Annotated in this window: 15 protein-coding genes; 12 read left to right on the forward strand and 3 right to left on the reverse strand. The window is 60.3% G+C overall.

Going from position 1 to position 21,851, the window contains the following annotated elements; genetic code table 11:
* Positions 1 to 18: 18 nt before the first annotated feature.
* The 6 genes from ACHHRT_RS02185 to ACHHRT_RS02210 all read left to right on the forward strand — a co-directional run bounded on the left by ACHHRT_RS02185 (position 19) and on the right by ACHHRT_RS02210 (position 7,524).
* Entirely contained in the window at positions 19 to 390 is a 372-nt protein-coding gene (locus ACHHRT_RS02185; RefSeq protein ID WP_395497231.1) for a response regulator, read from the forward strand.
* Positions 391 to 480: 90 nt separating this feature from the next.
* On the forward strand, positions 481 to 2,955 hold the full coding sequence (locus tag ACHHRT_RS02190; RefSeq protein ID WP_395497233.1) for a PEP/pyruvate-binding domain-containing protein: 2,475 nt from the start codon (positions 481 to 483) through the stop codon (positions 2,953 to 2,955).
* Positions 2,952 to 4,013 (forward strand): protein-tyrosine phosphatase family protein, encoded by a 1,062-nt coding sequence (locus ACHHRT_RS02195; RefSeq protein WP_395497235.1) that lies wholly within the window; start codon positions 2,952 to 2,954, stop codon positions 4,011 to 4,013. The genes ACHHRT_RS02190 and ACHHRT_RS02195 overlap by 4 nt, the downstream gene beginning before the upstream one ends.
* A 36-nt stretch (positions 4,014 to 4,049) precedes the next feature.
* Positions 4,050 to 4,673, forward strand: a complete 624-nt coding sequence (locus ACHHRT_RS02200) for a hypothetical protein (RefSeq protein ID WP_395497237.1) — start codon at positions 4,050 to 4,052, stop codon at positions 4,671 to 4,673.
* Positions 4,674 to 4,951: 278 nt separating this feature from the next.
* Complete coding sequence (locus ACHHRT_RS02205; RefSeq protein WP_395497239.1) at positions 4,952 to 7,075, forward strand: molybdopterin-containing oxidoreductase family protein; 2,124 nt, start codon at positions 4,952 to 4,954, stop codon at positions 7,073 to 7,075.
* Positions 7,072 to 7,524, forward strand: a complete 453-nt coding sequence (locus ACHHRT_RS02210; protein WP_395497241.1) for a 4Fe-4S dicluster domain-containing protein — start codon at positions 7,072 to 7,074, stop codon at positions 7,522 to 7,524. Before ACHHRT_RS02205 ends, ACHHRT_RS02210 begins: the two co-directional genes overlap by 4 nt.
* Before the next feature lie 13 nt (positions 7,525 to 7,537).
* On the opposite strand, the gene ACHHRT_RS02215 is transcribed toward ACHHRT_RS02210, so the two are convergent.
* Positions 7,538 to 9,496, reverse strand: coding sequence for an ATP-binding protein (locus ACHHRT_RS02215; protein ID WP_395497243.1), 1,959 nt, complete (start codon positions 9,494 to 9,496; stop codon positions 7,538 to 7,540).
* A 13-nt stretch (positions 9,497 to 9,509) separates the two neighbouring features.
* Complete coding sequence (locus tag ACHHRT_RS02220) at positions 9,510 to 9,836, reverse strand: hypothetical protein (RefSeq protein ID WP_395497245.1); 327 nt, start codon at positions 9,834 to 9,836, stop codon at positions 9,510 to 9,512.
* A gap of 174 nt (positions 9,837 to 10,010) precedes the next feature.
* Here ACHHRT_RS02220 and ACHHRT_RS02225 point away from each other — a divergent pair, with 174 nt between their 5' ends.
* The 3 genes from ACHHRT_RS02225 to ACHHRT_RS02235 are packed head-to-tail and all read left to right on the forward strand — an operon-like array spanning position 10,011 to position 14,830.
* Complete coding sequence (locus ACHHRT_RS02225; RefSeq protein WP_395497247.1) at positions 10,011 to 12,665, forward strand: type II/IV secretion system protein; 2,655 nt, start codon at positions 10,011 to 10,013, stop codon at positions 12,663 to 12,665.
* Positions 12,666 to 12,715: 50 nt separating this feature from the next.
* Complete coding sequence (locus ACHHRT_RS02230) at positions 12,716 to 13,942, forward strand: MinD/ParA family protein (protein WP_395497249.1); 1,227 nt, start codon at positions 12,716 to 12,718, stop codon at positions 13,940 to 13,942.
* A 3-nt stretch (positions 13,943 to 13,945) separates the two neighbouring features.
* Positions 13,946 to 14,830, forward strand: a complete 885-nt coding sequence (locus ACHHRT_RS02235) for an HDOD domain-containing protein (protein ID WP_395497251.1) — start codon at positions 13,946 to 13,948, stop codon at positions 14,828 to 14,830.
* A gap of 14 nt (positions 14,831 to 14,844) precedes the next feature.
* On the opposite strand, the gene ACHHRT_RS02240 is transcribed toward ACHHRT_RS02235, so the two are convergent.
* The gene (locus ACHHRT_RS02240) at positions 14,845 to 16,632 is read right to left on the reverse strand and encodes a M3 family oligoendopeptidase (RefSeq protein ID WP_395497253.1); all 1,788 of its coding nucleotides are present in this window, start codon (positions 16,630 to 16,632) and stop codon (positions 14,845 to 14,847) included.
* A 196-nt stretch (positions 16,633 to 16,828) separates the two neighbouring features.
* Between ACHHRT_RS02240 and ACHHRT_RS02245 the strand changes: the two genes are divergently transcribed.
* From ACHHRT_RS02245 to ACHHRT_RS02255, 3 genes are all read left to right on the forward strand, one after another.
* The gene (locus ACHHRT_RS02245) at positions 16,829 to 18,667 is read left to right on the forward strand and encodes a DNA topoisomerase IV subunit B (protein ID WP_395497255.1); all 1,839 of its coding nucleotides are present in this window, start codon (positions 16,829 to 16,831) and stop codon (positions 18,665 to 18,667) included.
* A 20-nt stretch (positions 18,668 to 18,687) separates the two neighbouring features.
* Complete coding sequence (locus ACHHRT_RS02250; protein WP_395497257.1) at positions 18,688 to 20,694, forward strand: DNA topoisomerase IV subunit A; 2,007 nt, start codon at positions 18,688 to 18,690, stop codon at positions 20,692 to 20,694.
* A 233-nt stretch (positions 20,695 to 20,927) separates the two neighbouring features.
* Positions 20,928 to 21,602, forward strand: coding sequence for a PEP-CTERM sorting domain-containing protein (locus ACHHRT_RS02255; RefSeq protein WP_395497258.1), 675 nt, complete (start codon positions 20,928 to 20,930; stop codon positions 21,600 to 21,602).
* Positions 21,603 to 21,851 lie beyond the last annotated feature (249 nt).

Genomic DNA, 21,851 nt, shown 5'->3' on the forward strand with positions numbered 1-21,851 from the left:
GCGGCGCAAGGAGGCAAGATGGCGGAAATTCTGGTTCTGGACGATGTCCCGGACGTGGGCGTGATGATTCGGCGGATCCTGAGCCGCAAAGGACATCAGGTGCATGTCTACAGCGACGAGGAGCCGGCCCTGGCCCACGTGCGGGCAACTCCTCCCCAGTTGGCCATTCTGGATATCAAGCTCAAGAAGATGAGCGGAGTGGAGGTGCTGGAGGAGATCAAGAAGATCAATCCCGGAGTCCGGGTGATGATGCTCACCGGTTATCCCACCCTGGAAACCGCCAAACTCTCCCTTGAGCTCGGGGCCGATGAATACTGCATCAAGCCCATCGATATCGACGAGCTGGAGGAGAAGACCGGCCAGATCCTGGCCAAGGATGGTCAAGCGTGACGGTGACCAATGACCGATAGGGCCAGTTCCGCCACATTTTGGGCTAGAATCAACTCTTGGGCCCAACGGACATTTACCCCGGACAAGGTGGTGCGGCGGCGGTTTGAACTGTTTCAGCGCCTGCTGCGGGCGGATCGCAGCTGCCTGAAGCTGATCACCATGCTGGAGGAGATGGAGCAGCGCCCGATTCCCGCCGACTGGTCGCGGGTCACGCTGCTGGTGGAGGCCCTGGCCACCGCCCTGGCCCGACTGGTTGACTGCCTGCAAAAGATGCGGCCCGAGGTATATGACCAGCTGACCGGCAGCCATGCCCGGATCCTGGCGCAACTCCGCCACCTGTTGCCGTCTCCGGAGGGGGACGCGGCTCCTCCCTTTACCCTGTTGTTGGAAGAGGCCTGGGCTCATCCCGAGCTGTTGGGGGGCAAGGCCGCCACCCTGGCCCGGATTGCTCATGAAACCCGAATCCCCGTCCAGCCGGGCCTGGTGGTGACCACCAGTGCTTTCCACGCCTTCCTGGAAGAGAACGGCTTGCGGCCGGCCATTGCCCGTCAATTACGGAGCCTCAGCCTGGGGCGGCCCCAACACCTCACCAGGGTGGCCGCCGTTTTGCGGGAGATGATCATGGCCGGTCGGGTGCCGGAGCAGATCAGGGTGGCCATCGGCGAGGCCATCGACCGGATAACCAGGCAGAGCCCGGTGGCGACCTGGGCGGTACGCAGCAGCGCCATGGCCGAGGATGGTGAGATCTCCTTTGCCGGTCAATATGCCAGCGTTCTCAAGGTCGCGCCGCGGGATATCTTCACCGCTTACAAAACCGTGCTGGCCAGCAAATACTCTCCCCGGGCCTTGACCTACCGGCTGCACAGCGGCCTGGAGGATGGGCAGACCGCCATGGCGGTGCTGCTTCTGCCCATGCTCGACCCCAGGGTCAGCGGGGTGATGTATACCCTGGACCCCCTGGATCTCTGCCGGGGGGCTTGCCTGGTGATCACCGCCGTACCCGGCCTGGGGAGCCGGCTGGTGGACGGCAGCACCGTGCCGGATATCCTGCTGGTTTCCCGACAGGACCCCCAACAGTTCCTGGCCCGGCAGCCGGCTCCGGGGAGCAATGGTGGCGGGAACACGGCTGCCCGGGGGGCGGAGAGCGACAGGCTTTGCCTGGCCGATGATTCCGCCACCACCCTGGCCAAGTGGGGTTTGGAGCTGGAGGCCCTGCTCGGCACGCCCCAGGATGTGGAGTGGGCCCAGGACCAGGCCGGCGGGCTGATTGTTCTCCAGTCCCGGGCCATCGGCGGGAGCCGGTCGGCGGCGGGACAAACTTTGCCCGGGGAGGAGCATCCGGCCACGCCGCCGCCGGCCAAGCATATCGGTGTCCTGCTGGAGGTGGGCACCCCGGCCAGCGTGGGGATTGCCGCCGGTCCCGTCTATCGGATCAGCGGCGAGGCGGAGTTGGATCAGGTTCCCGTCGGCGCGGTGCTGGTGACTCCCGGTATTCCCCCCGCCCTGGTGCAACTGGCCCAAAAGGTCCAGGCCGTGCTGGCCGAGCACGGCAGCAAAGCCAGCCATTTTGCTTCGGTGGCAAGGGAGTTCGGGTTGCCGGTGGTGGTGGGCCTGGGGGGACTGGTCAATACTCTCACGCCGGGCCGGACGGTCACCGTGGATGCCTATCGGGGCGTGGTTTACGAGGGGGAGGTGGAGGAGTTGCTGCGCTGGCAGGAGCGGCAACAGACCAGACCCCCCAGCCCCTTCCAGCGCCGCCTGGCGCCCATAATGGAATTGATTAGCCCCCTTAATTTGACCGATCCCCAGGGGGCGGATTTCGTCCCGGCTAACTGCCGGAGCTTCCATGATCTGGTTCGTTTTGTCCATGAAATGGGAACCCGGGAGATGTTTGCCCTGGCGGAGGAGGGGGGAAACCGGTGGCGCCGGGCCAAAACTCTGGAGACCGATATTCCCATCGTGATGCAGGTTCTGGATCTGGGTGATGGCCTGGCCGCCGCCGCTAAGGCCGCCCGGAGTGTAACCCCCGAGCAACTGCAAAGCGCCCCCATGCGGGCGGTGTGGGCCGGGCTGACCGATGGGGAGATCAATTGGGCCAAGGGGCTGCTCCATCTGGATTGGGAGCGTTTCGATCAGCTCAGTGGCGGCATTTTCAGCCTTAAATCTTCCCAGCTGGCCAGTTACGCCCTGGTGGCCAGAAATTATGCCCACCTCCTGCTGCGGTTCGGCTACCATTTAGCCGTGGTTGACGCCCTCTCCGGCCGGCGGCCCGAGGAAAATCATATTCAGTTTCGCTTCAAGGGTGGGGGAGGCAGTCCGGAAAAAAAAGGCTGGCGGCTGGCCATGATCGCCAGGGTGCTGCTCCATTTTGGTTTTCAGGTGCAGGTGCGGGGTGATATGCTGGAAGCCAAATGCATGCGCCGGGACCAGCAGGCCACCCAGCTCCGCCTGCGGATTCTGGGCTACCTCCTGGGGCGGACCCCCCTGCTGGACATGGCTTTGCAAAACCAGGATGACGCCCTTCGGATGGCCGACCAACTGGTAAAAAAATGGACCACTCCATGAGCGGTAACCCTTATCCCATTTACTGGATCACCGACCATCTGGCCACCGGGCCGGCGCCCATGTCCTACGATCACCTGGATGGTTTAAAGGCGGGGGGAATCGACGCCATCATGAACCTTTGCGCCGAATATTGCGACCTGCACGATATCCAGGCCGGCCAGGGGTTCGAGGTCTATTACCTGCCCATCGAGGATGAGGAGACCCCCCAGTTGCAGGCCCTGGAGGAGGCCCTGGACTGGCTGGACGAGGCTATCTACCTGGGCAAAAGGGTTTATGTACACTGTCGTTACGGCATTGGCCGTACCGGCACGGTGATCTCCGCCTATCTGTTGCGGCGGGGGTTGGGCAGCAAGTTGGTAAAGCAAAAAATAAAGAAGATGCGCTCACGACCGGCCAATTTCTACCAGTGGTGGCTGGTGCGCAAGATCGGCAAGAAAGAGGGGCGGTTGACCATCCGGGAGCCGGCCCTGGAGTGGAAGAGCCTGGTGGACCTGGCCCCCTTCTTCGCCGATCATGAAGCGCTGTTGAGCCGGATTGATATCTTCCTTGACCGCCAGGGGGTAACGGAGCGCTGCGGCACCGAACATGCCGCTTGTTGCAGCAGCTACGTGGAGGTTTCCCTGATCGAGGCCGCCTATCTGACCCACCACCTCAACCGTAAGCTGCACCGTGAAGAACGTCGGGCGGCCATCACCCGCTGCGGCGAGATTTATCGCCGCGGGCGTGAGCTGGGCGGCGGCTCGGCCAACCAGGCCGCCGGGTTTGCCCGGCTCTACGCCGATAGGCCGCCCCTTTGTCCCCTGAGCCAGGCCGGCCGTTGCCTGGTGGCCCCATCCCGCCCCCTGACCTGCCGCTTTTTTGATCTGGCCGACGGGGAAGAGGGGCAGAGCTTGGAGGCGGCCTGTCGCCTGCGGGCCGCCGAGCTCTCCGCCGGATTGTTCCTGGCTCTGGTCGGTGAATTATCCAGCCGTGAGCCGGTGACCTTTCCGCTGCTGGATGTAGTCTCCGGTAAATTTGTCCAAACTTTTTTTTACCTGCTCTCCCGCCCGGCGGATTAAACCGTGAACAGCCAGCAAAGGGGATAGGTCGGACCCATGAATCTTTTCAGGCAGCTCTACGCTTACCTCGACGCTCTGCTGATCGCCCCGTTCCGGTTTTTTGAAACCCCCATCGTGGGCTTCTACTTCGGCACCTTTATTCTCTGCGTGTGGTGCATCCTGCTCGGTGAACTCACCTTCCGGCTGGCGGCCCTGGCCAATCGTTCCCACATGAACCGGATCAGGGCGGAAGCGGTGAAGATGCACAATCTTTCAATCAGGGCGATAGCGCTCAAGGACAAGGAGAACTATCGCACCTGTAACAAGCAGGCCAATGAGGCCTTTGGTAAATACTTTTTCAATATGATCACCCATGGCGCGGCCTATCTCTGGCCGGTGCCCTTTGCCCTGGCCTGGATGTCGCTCAGGTTTTCCCAGGTGGAGTTTGAGCTGCTTTTCCCCCTGCCGATTGTGGGTGATACCCTGGGTTTTGCCGCCGTGCCGGTCAACATCTATATCTTGAGCCGGGTTATCTGGGGCCGGCTCAAGCCCCATATCTATTTCTTCAATCGGGATCCCCGGATCGGCCTGGAGCAGGGAGAGGAGGAGATGATCCCCTGGGAGAGCCTTGGCAAAGCGGCCGCTCCACCCGAGAAAAGCCCGCCCGCCGATCATTCTTGAGGCTGGGCTGCCGGTTACGCCCACTTTTGGTTGCAGTGCAACAAAAAAGTTGCGGCCATGGCTCGGCGGTTGGGGCCCCACCGGGGGCAGACCGCTCCTTTTGGTTTAACTAACTGAAATTACGACAGCAGAAATTGAACTTCAAGGGCACTTCTGGAGTGGTCGGTGGCACCGTTCTTGCTTGAGGGGTGGGGAAGCGGCACGGCTGAAGGCAAGGGCGCGGCCCGGGGTTTTTTCCCCGCGGCCTGGTTTTTTACTCAAAAGGAGGAACCAGACAGATGGCAAACAGATCGGTATGGACCATGTGCGGGATGTGCACCGTTCGCTGTCCCATCCGGGTGGAGACCGAGGGAGACGAGGTGAGCTGGATCGAGGGCAACCCCCATCTACTGGAAGGGGCGTTGTGTGCCAAAGGTTCGGCCGGCACCGCACTGCTTAAGGATGAGGAGCGACCGCTGCAGCCGATGATCCGCAAAAGCGGGCGGGGGGCCGGGCGCTGGGAGCAGGTAAGCTGGTACGCGGCCCTGGATTACGTGGCCGAAAAGCTGCAGAAAATTTCCCAGCAATATGGGCCGGAAAGCCTGCTGATGAGCTGTCGGGGCGGTCCCTTTGTCGAGATTATCAAGACCTTCTGCCACGCTTTTGGCTCACCCAACTTCAGTAATCATGACAGTGCCTGCGGCCGGAATGTCCACCATGCCAGCCTCTCGCTCTACGGGCTGGGGCGCAAAGGTTTTGTCTATGACATTAAAAAAAGCAAACATCTGGTCCTGTTTGGCCGTAACATTCTGGCCTCGTTGCGGGTGGCGGAGGTCAACCAGGTGCTGGACATGCTTGATGCCGGCGGCAAATTGACCTATGTCGATGTTCGTCAGACCCAGACCGGACTTAAAGCCAGCCGGTTTTTCCAGGTGCGGCCGGGCACCGATTATGCCCTGGCCCTGGGAATGATCCATGAAGTTCTGCGCCAGGGGGTCCAGGATCAGGAGTTTATCGACCGGTACGTGGCCGATTTTGACCGCCTTGTCGAATTCATCACCCCCTACAGCGCCGAATGGGCCGCCAACGAGTGCGGGGTCAAGGTCGCGTGGATCAAGGAGTTTGTCACCGAGATCGGGTCGCAAAGGCCGCGGGTGGTTTTCCATCCCGGCTGGATGCTCTCCCGTTATCGCGATTCCTTCCACGCCAGCCGGGCCCTCCAAATTCTCAATGTGCTGATGGGCAATATCGAGGTGGAGGGGGGGCAGATTTTTGCCAAGGGTCCCTCCGACTGCGGGGTCAAGGGGTTGCGGGCCATCGGGGACGAGGTGGTGAAGCCCACGGCCCAGCGGGCCGACGGGGTGGGGTGGAAATATCCCCATTTCGACAAAGGGCCGGGGCTTTTCCATCTTTTCTACGAAACCATGCGCAGCGGCAAACCTTATCCGATCAAGGGGCTGATCTGCGTGCGCCACGACCCCTTCACCTGCTTCCCCGATCCCCAGGCCCAGAAGGAGGCCCTGGACAATCTGGACCTGCTGGTTTCCCTGGATACCCACTACAGCGAGTTCGGGTGGTATTCCGACGTGATCCTGCCCGAGTCAACCTATCTGGAGCGGGACAGCATCATCGCCACCCAGAAGGGTCCCAAGCCCCGCTTTATCATGCGGCGGAAAGCCCTGGATCCTCGCCACGACACCAAGGACCTCTATACCATCCTCAAACAGTTGGCCGATCGGCTGGGGTTCGGTCACCATTTTCCCGGCAACAGCATGGAGGAGGTCTGGAAGTGGCAGCTGGCGCCCACCGGCTTTACCCCGGCCGATTTCCAGGCCAAGGGGTTTGTTTCCCTGGCCGACAAACCGGTGATGTACGACCGTGACCAGTTGGAAGGCAAATTCAAAACCCCCTCGGGTAAGATCGAGATGGTTTGCGCCAAGCTCTCCGAGGCCGGCCTGGAGTCACTCAAACCCTATGAGAGTCCCCACAAGCCCCCCAAGGGCCAGTTCCGTTTGGTTTTCGGCCGCTCCCCGATCCACGCCCACAGCCACACCATCAACAACCCCCTGCTCCATGAACTGATGCCGGAGAACACCATGTGGATCAACCGGCGCAAGGCCAACAAGCTGGGTATTGCCGATGGGGATCTGGTGGAGGTGACCAACGAATCGGCGGGGGTGACCGGCACCATCAAGGCCCATGTCACCGATTTCATCCATCCGGAAGCGGTTTATACCGTCCACGGCTTCGGCCGCCAGGTACCGTTGCAGACCCGGGCCTATCATGCCGGACTGGCTGATCAGAAGCTGATGAAGGGACTGCTCCAGGACATGGATCCGGCCGGTGGTGGTCTTAACCTCTGCGAATGTTTCGTCACCGTCACCCGCAGTGCCAAAAACCCGAAGCGAATGGTGGAACTATGAACAAATACATGCTCTATCTCAACTCCAAACGCTGTATCGGTTGCCACGGCTGCGAAATTCACTGTAAAACCAACAAACGGCTGCCGGTGGGTCCCATCCTCTGCGAGATCAGCCATGAACCGCTGAAGATGGTGGGGGGGATTCCCAAAACCGAGTATCGCTTCCGCTCCTGTTACCACTGCGAAGACCCCTATTGCGTGCCGGTTTGCCCCACCGGCGCCATGCAGAAGCGGGACGACGGCATCGTTTTCGTCGAACAGGAAAAATGTATTGGCTGTATGGCCTGTATCGGGGCCTGTCCCTGGGCGATTCCCCAGGCTAATCCCGAAACCGGCAAGGTGGTGAAGTGCGACTACTGTCTGGATCGGGTGGACGCGGGGTTCAAGCCGGCCTGCGTGACCAAATGCACCAGCCATGCCCTGAAGTTTGTCAGTCTGGTTGAGCTGTAGCTCGGCCGGGCTTTCAGCCACCGGCGACGATCCGCTCCGGGACGGCCCCAGCCCCTTCCAAGGAGGAATCGTCGCCGGCCAGGGGCAGCTCGACGATGATCGCCGTGCCGGGGCCCGGGTGGCCATGCTTCCGCACCCACTCCAGGTACTCTGCCGGGGGTGGAGAGTGGGCCGTGATCCGCCCCCGATGATCCCGGATCACCCCGAAGGCGATGGAGAGCCCCAGGCCGGTACCTTTCCCCGCCGCCTTGGTGGTAAAGAAGGGGGTGAAGACCTTTGCGAGATTTTCCCGGCTGATCCCGGAGCCGGTGTCGACCATGGCCATAACCACCCGCTTATCCTTGGCGCAGAGCCGGGAGCTGATCAGGATGCCGCCGTTTTGGCCGATGGCGGCCAAGGCGTTGTTGAGCAGGTTAAGCCACACCGATTTAAGCTTCTCCCGATCGCCCGGAATGGGGGGGAGGGTAGGGTCGAACTCGGTTTCGATGACTACCCCCTCCTTGCTGAAAATGGTTCTGGTCAGGGAGACCACCTCATCGACGGACTCATTGAGGTCCATGCTTTGCGTGATGTTGGCTCCCTGGCGGGAGAAACCTAACAGCCCGGTGACGATCTGCTGGCAGATCCGGGTCTGTTTCTCGATGACCAGCATATCCTCCCGCGACTGGGAGTCGGCGGGCAGGTCCTCCAGCAGCATTTGGGTGTAACCCAGGATAATCCCCAGGGGAGTGTTGATCTCGTGGGCCACCCCTCCGGCCAGTCGTCCCAAATCCTCCATCTTTTGCGACTGAATGAGCTGGTCCTGGTAATTTTTCAGCTCTGAGATGTCACGGGCGGTCATCAGCAGACCGACGATGCCGCCTTCCTGGTCCCGGACCGGAACCTTGATCACATGGAACCAGCGGCGGTTCGTCGGATGCGCCTCCATCACCTCCCTGGAGATCGTGGTGCCGAGGCTCAACACCTTGCGGTCTTCGACCGGGTCGATGACGCCCTTTGGGGTGGTAGCCGCCGCAGCGGTCACCAATGTTTGGTCCGGGTTGGGCCTGTCATCCATGTAGCGGCGGAAGGCCTGGTTGATCGCTTGGTAGTTGCCGTTTAGATCCTGAAGAGCGACCAGGTCCGGGGTTACGTCGAAGATGGTCTGCAGCAGTTGCTGCTGGTGGGTCAGGTCATGTTGGGTGTTATGCAGTTGCCGGAGGCGGTCGCGCAGGGCCAGGGTCATGAAATCGAAGGCGGTGGCCAGATCCTCGATCTCGTCTCCCCCTTGCCGGGGGGTGGGCAACGGCGGTTCAAGATTGCCCTCCATGATCTCCGCCGCCGCCGCCCGTAATCGGGCGAGCCGTCGGGTGATGGTCCGGGCGAAGAGGGAACCCAGCCCCACCGCCAGCAGGGCCACCAGACCCACGGCCATGATGATGGCCAGGGCCAGCTCCCGGCGGGCGGCCTGGATTGAGGCCCGGGTCAGTCCCACCCGGGCCGTGCCCAGCCAATTGTTGCCCAGGACCACCGGCACGGCAAAGTCGTGGATCAGCCCCGAACCGGTATCCAGCAGTTTGCTGGCCGGGCCGTGGTTGGGGAGGGAGGGGGCGGCCGGTTGCGGGTGGACGGTCAGCAGGGCCCGGGGAAAACCATTACCCGGGAAGGAGTGGGCCAAGACCTGGCCCCGGGAATCGAGGACGAAGGCGTAAATAATGTCGGGTCCGGAATTGACGGTTTCGTCGATCAGCTGGTTGAGGCCCGGCAGGTTAAAGGTCAGGAGCGGCTCGATGGCCCGGGCGGCCAGACTTACGGTCAGGGACTCGGCCCGACCCCTGGTCTCTTCCGTCAGGGCGTTACCGGCGATGGCTGTGGCCAGTAAAGTGGTCGCGATACCGGTGGCCAGCAGCAGGCTGCCCATGGCCAGATGGATTTTGGTGGCCAGGGGCAGACGGTTCAGGGCCCGGCGCCCGCGGGCCAGCATTTGTTTCATTGGATCTTGGTGATCAGATCAGGATATTGACCACGGTTCCTCGTAGGGAGGTGAGGTTGCCGCCCACCGCCTGCAGCCGTCGGGACCTGGCCTCGCGCAACTGCTGCTCGGCCTTCTGCTCGTCGGCCCTGGCCTGGCGCAGGCGCTCGATGGCCTGCTGCTTGTTGCGTTGGGCCTGGCGAACCTGCTCCTCGGCATCCTGGCGCTGGCTCTCGGCCTGACGGACCTGGCGGCCACTGCGGCTCAGTTCGCCGTTGGTCCGGGTCGAGCCGCGGCCCACCAGGGCCTGGGTCAGTTGAGGAGAAGCCGGTGCTTGGTGGGAACCGATTTCCGGGGCCATGCTCTCTCCCTGCTGGCGGTTTGACAAAGATGACAGCTATCTTCTAGCACAGAACGGTTAACCTTGGCAAGGTGGAAGCTGATCCCTCACATATCCCTTGACTATTCCAGGTAATATTGCCAATATTTCTTGTAAGTAAAATCCAATCGAGGAGAGGTAACCAGGGTGTTGCAGGTGGAAAAGGCAGCCAGCGATCCGGTTGAGCCGGGCCAATCCCCAAGGGAAATCCCCTTGGGCGAACTTTTGGTCCGGGAGCGCCTGGTCGGTCGGGATGATATCAGGAAGGTTCTCGCCATCCAGGAGGAGGAGAAAAATCTCTCCGGCCTCCCTTTGGGTCAAATTCTAGTCAGGCAGGGCAAGCTCAATCAGCAGGATCTTGACCGGATTCTCGATCACCCCAATCTGCGTAAACATCTTGGCGCCCTGGCGGTTGAAAGAAGGTATCTCACCCAGGAGCAGCTCAACCACTGCCTGCAGAAAAAAACCCCCGACAAACATATCGGCCAGACCATGCTGGAGGAGGGTTTTCTCGATGCCGAGGCCCTGATCGAGCTGTTCCGCGATCACGCCTGCGCCGAAAAACTGGGCGATCTGACTGTCAGGCTGAACCTGGTCCCCCACCACGATGTCGAGCTCGCCCTGAGAACCCAGAAGGCCTACCGGAGTGTGGGGGAGATCTGCTGTGATCTCGGTTTGATCAACCCCCTTGAGCTGGACCGGGTACTCAATAAGTACGGCAAGCAGTCCAAACTCGGGGAGATCCTGGTCAATCTGGGCTATCTTGACAACGACAAGCTGACCAAAGCCTTGCAGGAGCAGCAGTATGGCACCGATCTGCTGGGAGACCTGCTGGTCCGCAACAAGCATGTCACCCGCTCTCAGATCCAGGAGGCGATGTCCAAACAGGTCAGCGTCCCCTTCAAATCCCTCGACGGGTTTGTCTACAGCGAGAAGGATAAGCGCACCCTGGTGGGGATCATCGGCCAGAAATACGCCGAGAAGAACCTGATCCTGCCGATTTCATTGATCGGGAAAAAGCTGACCGTCGCCATCCTCAGCCCCGACAAGATCAGCATGGTGCGGGAGCTGAAAAGGCTTTACGGCCAATTCGACATCGCCTGCATCTTCATCAGTGAAGCCAAGTATGGTGAACTGTTTGAGATTCTTTACAGCCGGAAGTTAAGCGGCCTCAAGACCCATGAGGAGGAGGCCAGCGGCGAGGTGGCGGCGGCGGAGGAGGCGGGTGACCAGACCGACTTCATGCAGATCGAACTCTCGGAGGGAATCGAAGAAGGCCCCGGCAATGCCGTCGATTACGGGGTTCAGGATATCGAGACCGAAGAGCTGGTCAACTATATCATCAAATATGGCATCAGCCACGGGGCCAGCGATATCCATTTCGAGCAGGATCGCCGAGGGGCGAAGCTGCGCTACCGGATCGACGGGGTGCTGCGGGAGGTGCCGACCAGCTGGCTGCGCAAGAAGATCAACGAAAAGCCCGCCTCCATCGTCTCCCGGATCAAGGTGATGTCCAACCTGGATATTTCCGAAAAAAGGGTACCCCAGGATGGGGTTTTTCGGATCAACTATTACGATCGTCCCAAGGGGCAGAAGTGCGATCTCGATTTCCGGGTCGCCACCTGTCCGGCCATCTCGGGGGAGAATATCACCATCCGGATTCTTGACTCCCGCAAGGCCAATGTGGGCCTGGAAAAACTGAACCACTCCCCCCATGTTCTCGAGCTCTTTCGGGTCTTCCTGAAAAGCGCCGCCGGCATGGTCCTGGTGACCGGCCCCACCGGCAGTGGCAAATCCTCCACCCTCTATGGCGCTCTCCAGTATATTTACGAGCCCACCCTCAAAATCATCACCGCCGAAGACCCCATTGAGTACAGCTTTCCCGGCATTATGCAAACCCAGGTCAACCAGAAGATCGGGCTTACCTTTGTCAAGCTGTTGCGCTCTTTTCTCCGCCTTGATCCCGATGTGATCCTGGTGGGCGAGATCCGCGACAACGAGACCGCCCATATCGGATTCGACGCCGCCCAGACCGGGCATCTGGTACTCAGCACCCTCCACACCAACGATGCCATCAGCACGGTGGGGCGGCTGGAGGATCTGGGGATCGATCGGGCCCAGATTTCAGCCAGCCTCAGCTGCGTGCTGGCCCAGCGGTTGGTGCGCCGGATCTGCCCCACCTGTATCACCCCCCACGTGCCGGAAAAGGATGAGTGGGGGATGCTGTTTGAGGAGTACCCAGCCCATCTCAGTTTTTTCAAGGGGGCGGGTTGTGATGATTGCGGTTTTACCGGTTTTGGCGGCCGGACCCTGATCTCCGAACTGTTTGTCCCCGGTGATTTTAAAACCTTGGCCAAAGGGGCAAGTGTGGATGAGCTGAAACTGGAGGCGGTGAAGAACGGGGCCAAGACCCTGATCGACGACGGCCTGCTCAAGCTCGGCGACACCACCCTTTCCGAAATCTTGCGGGTAGTCCCCCATGAGATGATTCAGATGTATCGCCGCCGGAAACAGATCATGGCGGGGGAGGGGCTGACGAGCGGGGTTGAGCAAGGAGCAAAAGCTCCCCGGGGGTTCACCATCACCGACCCGGCGGGGGAGGGGGTCCTCATCGACCAGATGTTTGAGGAGTATCAGGCCCTGGCCGCCATGGCCAATCTGGAGCTCGACTTGGATCGCGACCTTTTCGGCCGGTTCATTGCCGAAAATTACGCCGAGATCAGGAGCTCCAGCCAGTGCCGCCGGATCCTCTTCCATATCCGGGGCGGAGATGACGATGTGCAGATTTCCGCCGCTCCGCTCCATCAATAAAACCGACTTCTTTAAATCGAGATGACAGGCAGTCCGTCAGGGGAAAGATGATGAGCAGGACCATCGCGATAACCAGTGGCAAAGGGGGCGTCGGCAAGACCAACCTGGCGGTCAATCTGGCCATCCACCTGGCTGAACTGGGCCACCGTACCTGCCTGTTTGACGCCGATCTGGGCACCGCCAACATCAATATTCTCCTGGGCATCCACCCCGAATATGACATCGGCGATGTGATCAGGGGCGACCGCTCCCTCCACGACATCATTATTCGGGAGTCATCGGGCATCGATATCATTCCCGGCAGCAGCGGGGTGGAGGAGATTGCCAACCTGGACGGCAAGAACCTCGATACCCTGGTCAAAACCTTTGCCAACGCCGGCAAATATGACTTCTATATTTTCGATACCTCCGCCGGAATCTCCCGCAACGTGGCGGCTTTCTGCCTGGCCGCCTCCGAGCTGCTGCTGGTGGTGACCAGTGAGCCGACCTCACTCACCGATGCCTACTCTCTGCTCAAGGTTCTGGTGAAAAACGGTTATCAGGGCCGGATCAGGGTGGTGGTAAACCGTTGCCCCGATCTGGCCTCGGCCAAGGAGGTTTTTAAAAAATTCCGGATGACGGCTGATAAATACCTTGGTATCAAGCTGGAGCCCTTGGGCCTGCTTTACCAGGATGAGGTGATCAACAAGGCCCTGCGCGAGCAGAAGCCGTTTATGACCCTCTACCCCCGGTCAAACGCGGCCAACTGCATTCGCTCGCTGGCCCGTCGGTTGACCGAAGAGGATGGCGTGCCGGAAGATGTTGTCGATATGACCACCTTCTGGAACCGCTGTTTTCAGTACTTCCATACCCTGCTCGATCTGCCGGGAAGCAAGAAGGGGAGCGCGCCGGCCCAGGCTCCGACCGTCGGCGTTGCCGCTCCCGAGGCTCGGTCGCAAGAGCCGGCCGGCCGGGAGGATTCCGTGGTGCCAGTGGGGGCCACGGTCAAGCCGGTGGCGGTGGGGGCCAGTGCCACCGTACCCAAAAACGGCAGCTCCACCACCTCCCTTGACACGGTGCAGGCGCTGCTGCCCATTGTGGAGCGGCTGACTGACAGTATTCTCGCTTTCTCCCAGGAACTGAGCCGGGTCCGGGGAACCATGGCCCCCGACGCCAATCCTTTGGGGCCGGGCGGTAACCGGGGGCAGGAGGGAGGGGAGGGCAGATTGGGCCAGGAGTACCAGCTTGATCTGCGGGGTTTTCTCCAACGCAACAAATCTCAAAACAAGGCGTCATAACCCATGCCAATGCGCAAGCTGGACCTGATCAATGAGCGGATCATGGAAATTCCCACCCTGCCGGTGGTCGCTCAACGGATCATGGATCTTCTCAACTCGGAGATGGCCGACTACGGCAAGGTGGCCAGGCTGATCGAACAGGATCCCGCCCTGGCGGTCAAGATTCTGAAAGTGGCCAACTCCTCATTCTACGCCACCATAAGCGGGGTCAGCACCATCGAGCATGCCATGGCCATTCTGGGGGGCGATGAGGTCTGCAACATTCTGACCTCCTTTTCGGTCTATAATTTCTTCCGGGACAAGGAGAGCGCGAACTTTGACCGGCGCTACTTCTGGCAGCATGCCATTGTCACCAGTCAGGTGGCCAAATATCTGGCTGCGTACAGCAAGCTGCCAGATGAGAGCATCTTTCTCTCCGGCCTGATCCACGATGTGGGTAAAATCGTCCTGGATTACTATTTTCACGACGAATTTGCCGAGATTCTGGCCTACGTCATCAAGCACCAAGTGCCCTTCAGCGTGGCCGAAAAAGAGATCATCGGCGTGACCCACTATCAGGTGGCGGCCAAACTGTTACAGCGCTGGAAATTCCCCGACCGGGTGATCCGCCACGTCTTCTATCACCACGCCCCGTGGCACGATCAGACCTACACCGAAGGATCGATTGTCATCTATTTGGCCAATCTTTTAGCTAAAATCGCTGGTTACTCCAGTCTCAAAGAGGAGCGGCCCACCGATTTGAGTCTCCTGACCGATGCCAAGTTGCTCCGGTTTCTGGCGGCCAACGGCTTTGATCTCGATGAGAAAAAACTGAACATCATTATGGCCAATATCCGCCAGTTCATCGAGCGGGAAAAGGATAACGTCCTGTTGCTTTTTGCCGAATAAGTTCCGGCTGAAGATCAGGCCGCAAAATCCCGCTCCACCCCCGCCAGCATTTCGTCGATCACCTCCAGGCCACCTTCCCAGAACCGAGGGTCATCCAGATCCACCCCGAAGGGTTCGACCAGCCGGTAGGGCGAAGCTCCTCCCCCGGCCCGCAGCAGTTCCAGATATTTGGGCACAAAAACCTCCCGGTCCTGCTGATAGAGCCGGTAGAGGGCCAAAACCAGCAGCTCTCCGAAGGCGTAGGAGTAAACATAGCCGGGGGTGCTGAGGAAGTGGGGGATATAGGACCACCAGGTCATGTAGTCATCGCTTAAGGCGACGCTGTCGGCAAACATCGCCTGCTGGGTGGCGCGCCAGTGGCTGGCGATCTCCTCGGCGCTCAGCTCCCCTTGCTCTCGCCGAGCCCGGTGGACGCGATCCTCGAAGCGATTCATCGCCACCTGGCGAAAAACGGTGGCGAAGATCGATTCCAGTTTCTGGCAGATAAAGGCGCGCCGGGCTTCGGCCCCCCGCAGCAGCTCCAGCTGGCTGTTGAACAGCAGCAGTTCGGCGAACACTGAGGCGGTTTCCGCCAGGACCAGGGGGGTGGAGGAGTTGTAGTAGCCCTGGGAGGCGGCTAGATACTGGTGAACCCCATGGCCCAGTTCGTGGGCCACCGTGGAGATATCGCGGAGGTTGCCGGTGTAGTTGACCATGATGTAGGGGTGGACCTCCGGCACCGCCGGGTGGGCAAAAGCTCCGCCCCGTTTACCCTCCAGCAGGGGGGCGTGGATCCAGCCCCGGCTGAAGAATTTTTCCCCGATGGCGGCCATCTCGGGGGAAAATTGCGCAAAGGAATCGAGTACCATCTGGCGGCACTGCTCCCAGGGCACGGTGGTGGTGGGCAGGTGGGGCAGAGGGGCGTAGCGGTCGTAATCGGTCAGTTGCTCCAGCCCCAGCAGACGGCGCTTGAGCCGGTAGTAGCGCTGGGGAATATCGTAACGACTGGTAACCGCCTCGACCAGGGTGACCACGGTCCGATCCTGAAGTTCGTTGTGGAGATTCATCGAACTGAGCCAGTCGGGATAGCGGCGCAGGCGGTCGTCGATCATCTTGTCGGCCAGCAGGGTGTTGAAGGTGTGGGTCAACACGTGGAGCTGGCTGTTAAGGCCGGCGGTCAGTTCGGCGGCGGCCTGACGGCGCTGCTCCCGATCCGGCAGATAGAGGTCGCTTAATACCTCCTCTTCACTGCGCCCGGTGGGCCCGAACTTGAGGTGGCCCATTACCTTGTCGAAAAGGGTGGTCCAACTGCCCCGCCCCGCCGGGGCCTTTTCGATCAGCAGGGTCTCTTCGGCGTCGCTGAGCAGGTGGGGGGCGTAGCGGCGCAGGCCGGCCAGGTAGTGGCGATAGGGAGCCAGCAGCGGCTCGTCGAGCAGCCGCTCCGCCCGTTCCTGGGGCACCCGGTTCCATTCCAGTTCGAAGAAAACCGTTTCCTTGCCGATCCGGCTGCCCGCCTCCCGAACCTTCTGCATAAAGGCGGAGGCCTCGGCGTTCTTGGTGTTGGCGGCGAAATTGAGAAAGGCAAAGGTTGAGATCCGGCCCGCTCCGGCTTCCAGCTTTTCCAGACGGCTTACCAGCTCGAGGAGGGTGGCGGCGTCAAGCTCGGCCAGGCGTCCGGCAAACCCGGCCCGGATCTCTTGGGCCTCGGCCTCGTGGTTCTTCAGATCGGCGGCCAGGGCGGGGTCGTCGAGGGCGGGGTACAGGTCGGCCAGATTCCAGATGACATTTTCGGTACCAAGGGTGCTGTTCAGTGATTCGGTCACGATGGTTCTCCGCTGGTTGATGATGGGCCGCTGGGGCCAAAGGGAGCCGAAGTGTAGTCTGCCGCCGGTGGCCCTGTCAATCGGCTTTGGACCAAATTGTCGTTGCGCCGTTTGGCCAAGCGAGATATACAGGGCAGTCGAAATCCGTCCTTGGTCGGCGTTTTGCCGATAACTCTGTGCCGTTTGGTTGCTTGCCATGACCTCTTCTTCCATCGTTTACGATGAAAGTAAAATCAAAACCTTAAGTTCGCTGGAGCATATCCGGATGCGGCCGGGGATGTATATCGGCCGCCTGGGTAACGGCAGTCACCCCGATGACGGGATCTACATCCTGCTCAAGGAGGTGATCGACAACGGGGTGGATGAGTTTATCATGGGGGCCGGCCGGGAGATCGAGATCAACCTGGCCGCCGATGGTACGGTGACCGTAAGGGATTACGGGCGGGGGATTCCCCTGGGCAAGCTGGTGGAGTGCGTGTCGGTGATTAACACCGGGGCCAAGTACAACACCGACGCCTTCCAGTTTTCGGTGGGTTTGAACGGGGTGGGGACCAAGGCGGTCAACGCCCTGTCGCGCTACTTTATGGTGACCTCGTTTCGGGATGGCGAGTTTGCCCGGGCGGAGTTTGAGAATGGGGTCCTGGCCCGGGAGGAGAAAGGGCGGAGTGGAGAGCGCAACGGTACCCTGGTGACCTTTCACCCCGCCCCCGAGATGTTTCCCGATTACAGCTTCAACCGCGAGTTTATCCGTAAGCGGCTCAAACGCTATTCCTACCTCAACGCCGGTCTTAAACTTCATTTCGACGGCGAAACCTTTCATTCCGAAAACGGCCTGCTGGATCTGCTGGAGGTGGAAACCAGCGGCACCCAGCTTTACGAGCCGATCCACCACCGGGACAAGACCATCGAGTTCGCCTTCTGCCATACCGAAGGCTATGGTGAGAGCTACTTCTCCTTTGTTAACGGAACGTACACCAATGAGGGGGGCACCCACCTCTCCGCTTTCCGTGAAGGTCTGCTCAAGGGGGTCAACGAATTTGCCGGTAAGAAGTTCGACGGCGAGGATGTCCGCGAAGGGGTGGTGGGAGCGGTGGCGGTCAAGGTGCGGGAGCCGATCTTCGAGTCCCAGACCAAGAACAAACTGGGCAATGCCGATATCCGCGGCGAGATCGTCAACGCGGTGCGGGAGGCGGTGAGTGCTTTTCTCTATAAGCACACCGACCTGGCCGAAATTGTCATCGATAAGATCCAGCAGAGCGCCCGGATCAGGAAGGAGTTGCAGCATGTCCGCAAGGAGGCCAAGGCCAAGGCCCGCAAGGTGGCGCTCAAGATTCCCCAGCTCAAGGATTGCAAATATCATCCCGCCCCCGGCAAGCCCTCCCCCGAAGGCCGGGGCAATATGATCTTCCTGACCGAAGGCCAATCCGCCTCCGGTTCCATCGTCAGCTCCCGCGATCCCATGACCCAGGCGGTTTTTTCCCTGAAGGGCAAGCCGCTCAACGTTTACGGCCAGCCCATGGCCCTGCTCTATAAAAACGACGAGATGTACAGCATCATGCGGGCCCTGGACGTGGAAGAATCCATCGGCCGGCTGCGCTTCGACAAGATCATCATCGCCACCGACGCCGATGTTGACGGGCTCCATATCCGCAACCTGTTGTTGACCTTCTTCCTCCACTATTTCGAGTCCATGGTCAAGCGGGGTCATATCCATATCCTGGAAACTCCCATCTACCGGGTACGCAATAAAGAGGAGACCATCTACTGCTACAGCGATCGGGAGCGGAGCGAGGCGGAGAAGAAACTGGCCGGCCGGGGCAAGGTGCGGCGCCCGGTGGAGGTTACCCGCTTCAAGGGGCTGGGGGAGATCTCACCCAAAGAGTTCAAACAGTTTATTGGCCCGGAAATGCGCCTGAAGCAGGTGGATATCGATACTTTGAGCGAAGTGCCCAAGGTGCTGGAGTTCTACATGGGCAAAAACACCCCCGCCCGGCGCGATTACATCATGTCGCACCTGGTGGTAACTCCGGCCTGACAGGCGCCGGGGAGATGGATATGGAAACAGCAAAATACGGCGGTCTGCACCGGCTCTTTGATGAAAATTTTCTCGATTACACCTCCTATGTGATCCGGGAGCGGGCGATTCCCGATCTGGCCGACGGCCTGAAGCCGGTCCAGCGCCGGATCCTCCAGACCCTGCACAACATGGATGACGGTCGCTTTCACAAGGTGGCCGGGGTGGTGGGGGAGACCATGAAGCTCCACCCCCACGGCGACGCCTCCATCTTCGCCGCCCTGGTCAATTTGGCCAACAAGGGCTTTCTCATCGAGCGCCAGGGTAACTTCGGCAATATCTTCACCGGGGATTCCGCCTCCGCCGCCCGTTATATCGAATGCCGGCTCTCTCCCCTGGCCCGGGAGGCCATGTTCAACAAGGACTTGACCGAGTTTGTCGATTCCTACGATGGTCGGCTGAAGGAGCCGGTCAGCCTGCCGGCCAAGCTGCCGCTGCTGCTGCTCCAGGGGGCGGAGGGGATCGCGGTGGGGATGGCCACCAAAATCATGCCCCACAACTTTGTCGAGTTGCTGGAGGCCCAGAAGAAGATCCTGCGGGAGGAGCCCTTTGCGGTTTATCCCGATTTTCCCCAGGGCGGCCTGCTGGACGTGAGCGGCTACGAGGATGGCAACGGGCGGCTGCGCTGCCGGGCCCGGATCGAGTCCAAGGATGACAAAACCATCATCATTCGGGATATCCCCTACGGCACCACCACCCAGAGCTTGATCGAGAGTATCGAAAAGGCGGTGCGGGCCGGCAAGTTCAAGATCCTCTCCATCGATGACTACACCGCCGAGGAGGTGGAGATCGAGATCAAGCTGGCCCGGGGGGCTCGGGCCGAGGATACCATCAAGGCCCTTTACGCCTTCACCGATTGCGAGATTCCCCTGAGCCCCAACCTGACGGTGATTCGCGAGACCACCCCGGCCGTTATTTCGGTAAGTGAGGTGCTGCGGGAAAATACCCGACGCCTGCGCGAGCTGCTGGAGCGGGAGCTGCGGATCGAACTGGATCGCCTCAAGGAGCGGTTGCAGGCCCACCTGCTGGAGCGGATCTTTATTGAGGAGCGTCTTTATAAGCAGATCGAGGAGTGTCCCACCTATGAACTGGTGATCGCCGCCGTTGACCAGGCGCTGCAACCCTTTTGCCAGGATCTGGTCCGGCCGGTGACCCGGGAAGATATCGAACGCTTGCTGGAGATCAGGATCAAGCGGATCTCCCGATATGACATCGAGCGCAAGAAGAAGGAGATCAAGGCGGTGCGCCGGGAGATCGGCGAGGTGGAGGTCAGCCTTACCGATCTCACCGGTTTCACCATCCGTTACCTGGACGATCTGCTGGGCCGTTACGGCCAGGACTACCCCCGCCGCACCGAACTGGCCACCTTCTCCGAGGTCCAGGCCCGGCAGGTGGCGCTGAGCAACCTCAGTGTCGGTTATGATCGGGAAAACGGCTTTCTGGGTGCCCAGGTCAAGGCCGGGGCCGAAAACACCCTGGCCTGTTCCGAGTATGACAAGCTGCTGCTGATCGATCGCAAAGGCTGGTACAAGGTGATCAATGTGCCGGAGAAGATCTTCATCGGCCATGATCTGCTCTGGTGGGGCAAGGTCACCGAAGGAATCATCTTCAATCTGGTTTACCGCGACGGCGGCCAGAACCTCTGTTACGTCAAGCGTTTCACCACCCCCAAATTCATCCTGGAGAAGGAGTATCGCCTCTTTGAAGAGCATCGCCGCTCGGAGATCCTGTTCTTGAAAACCGGCGAAGGGGTCAATATCCGGGCCTATCTTTCCCCCTCCCCCCGAACCCGTAAAAACCGGGAGATCTACCGGCTGGACGACTTCCTGCTCAAGGGGGTGGGTGCCATCGGCAAGCGTCTCTCGGTCCGGCCGGTGCGTCGGGTGGAGGAGGTGAGCGAGGCGGTGGCGGTCAAGGCCCTGGGGGCGGCGGTGGTGGAGGATGAAGAACCCTCACCCCAGGTGCCGCTGTTCGGCGACAAGAAGTAACCCCACCCCATTTAACCGGAACTCGCTTTCCGGAAAACCGAACCCAAAAGGTTCCGTTTTCTGTACTTTTCTTGTCGGCCAAGCTGTGACAGGGCGAGGGTTTGTCCGTGTATCAGCTTGATATTGCAATTATTTTTTGGTCCCTGCTTCTTGTTTCGTTGCTGGCATGCAATTTGCTGACTTTTGCGTTGCGCGGCACAAGCTATGATGAAACCGAAAAAAGGGGGGCACCGATGAGAAGGATCTTTGGTTGGTTGTTGCTGGCGATATTTTTAATTCCATCCTGGTCCATGGCCGCGCCAGTCGCGGAAGTGGACCTGAAGATGTCCTACTCTTCGCCCACCGGCAAAGTAACCTTTCCCGGGCCGGTTACCGGGACTTATTATCTCGACTATGACGCTGAACTGACCTGGGACGGCACGACCCATAGCCTGGAGATCTTCTGTGTTGAGAATGTCCCCGGTACCACTGCAAACGTTCCCTATCAACTCTATACCCTGGATTCATTGGGCGATATCGGCCTCGATTCCGAGAAATACCTGACCGCCGCCTGGATCGCGGAACAGTATTACGACCAACCCGACAATCAGGATTACTGGAAAGCCATGGCCCAGATCGCCATCTGGGAGGTCATTTTTGATTTTGGCTCCGCCTCCGGCCTGGACGTTACCACCGGGAGTTTCCGCTCCCACACCTACACCCAAGCCCCCCAGGCGATCCTTGCCGGCTTGCCGGCGTCAATTCCCAGCAGTTCGCTGTGGCTGCTGGCGGTAAACCCCGATTTCCAGAACTATCTGGTGAGAAACCCCGCCCCGGTTCCCGAACCGGCCAGCATGCTGCTTTTTGCCACCGGCCTGGCCGGATTGGCCGGCTTCCGGCGGCGGCAGCGGCGGCTGCCCACAAGCTGATCCGGCTCCCCACCAGGGCCGACAGCGGCTATTCCACCACAATGCAGCAGCGCGGCTTTTTCTCCTCCACATTTCTACTGACCCGCTTGTCCGGATCCGGACAAGCGGGTCAGTAGGTTCATGGAAACGTCCCGGTAATCCTCGCAGAGACCGGCAAGCTGTAGAACCGCTTATCCCGCCAGTTGGACTAAACTATTTCCGGCGCCCGTATAATGGCCACCGGAATGGCGATCCTGGGGGTTATCCCAC

Source organism: Desulfurivibrio modestus (assembly GCF_044068625.1).
In the GTDB taxonomy this organism is placed as follows: domain Bacteria; phylum Desulfobacterota; class Desulfobulbia; order Desulfobulbales; family Desulfurivibrionaceae; genus Desulfurivibrio.